This window comes from Nonomuraea sp. NPDC049141, from assembly GCF_040648415.1.
GTDB lineage: Bacteria > Actinomycetota > Actinomycetes > Streptosporangiales > Streptosporangiaceae > Nonomuraea.
Genome location: NZ_JBEZDR010000233.1, coordinates 1 through 1,350, shown reverse-complemented (window position 1 = coordinate 1,350; position 1,350 = coordinate 1). Strand labels below are relative to the sequence as shown.

General features: G+C 72.9%; 1 protein-coding gene. It reads right to left on the bottom strand.

The genetic code is table 11. The features are described from left to right. A partial coding sequence (locus AB0B91_RS66110) for a hypothetical protein (protein WP_358343260.1) occupies positions 1-1,350 on the bottom strand: 1,350 nt, incomplete at both ends.

The window sequence follows — 1,350 nt, the reverse complement described above, 5'->3', positions numbered from 1 at the left end:
GCGGCGACGGCCGGCAGTGGCCACGGCCAGTCGTAGAAGGGCAGGGCCAGCCAGGCCCAGGTGCCGGCGGCACCCAGCCCGATCTGGGCCAGGCCGTGGCCCACGCCGAGGATCCAGTGCCGGGCGTGCCGCTTGCCGCCGGAGCTGGGCGGCTTGGCGAAGAACGCGACGCCGAGCATCGTGACGATCAGCATCACCATCAGCGGCACGCTGAACAGCCGCTGCTCGATGCCCTCCGGGTTGCTTGCGACGCCGGCCATCGCCAGCATCAGCAGCGTGTGCAGGGTGCCCAGCAGCGTGGTGAAGCCCGGGTTGCGCAGCGGCAGGCGGGGGAAGATGCCCCAGGCGTACCGCCGGGAGCGGGCGGCGTCCGGGTAGCGGCCGGCCAACTCGTACGGGTGGGAGGCACTGGCCCGCCGGGCGAGGGTGTCGCGCGGCGGCACCTCGATGCGCTCCGGGAGCTTGTGCGTCGGGTAGAGGTACGCGCCACCGCCCCCGCAGGTGATCAGCTGCCGGTCCGGGCCGGCGTACCGGGCGTAGTGGTGCAGGTCGCCGGAGATCAGCAGCCGCACCTGGGCGCCGGTGGGCGCGACGATCGTACGGATGAAGTAGTCGATCGAGTCGTACGCCGTGGGGTGGTCGACGGCCTTGACCCACGTCGGCGCCGGCACGGCCAGGATCACCCGGCTCTGCGGGCCCAGCCGCTCGGCGACCCGGTCGAAGTAGGTGAGCTGCGGATCGTCGAGGTACGAGCCGGACTGGTCGTCGAGGCCGAGCAGCCACCAGCCGGCGGGCAGCTCGACCGCGAAGTACGAGCGGGACTGGCCCGTGTCCCAGCCGCCGAAGTGCCGGTCCCGGGACCGGACGAAGAGCCGCAGGAAGGCGGTCAGGCCGTCGTACCAGTCGTGGTTGCCGGGGACCGCGAACAGCGTGGGCCGCTCGGGCGGGGTGACCGGCAGCGCGGCCTGGTAGGGCCCCTTGCACCGGTCCTCGTACGCCTCGAAGGCCGCCGACGGGTAGACCTGGTCGCCGCCCATCACCAGGGTCTGCGCGCGGGGCAGCCGGTGCCCGTCCACCTCCAGCTCGGGCTGGGCGATCAGGTACGCCACCGAGTAGGTGGCGTTGAAGCCGTCGCCCAGGTCGGCCACGTAGTCCAGCCAGAGCCCGCCGTCCGGCCCGACCTGCCGCGCGATGCCCGCGTCGAGCGAGTTCTGCAGCTCCCGCTTGTCCAGGTACGCCCCGAAGAGCATCGCCAGCAGCGTACGGATGCCGGTGCTGATCAGCAGGAACGGCGCGAGCCACGGCACCGGCTTGCGCGGCGTGAAGCCCAACTCCCGGGGGTCGATGCCG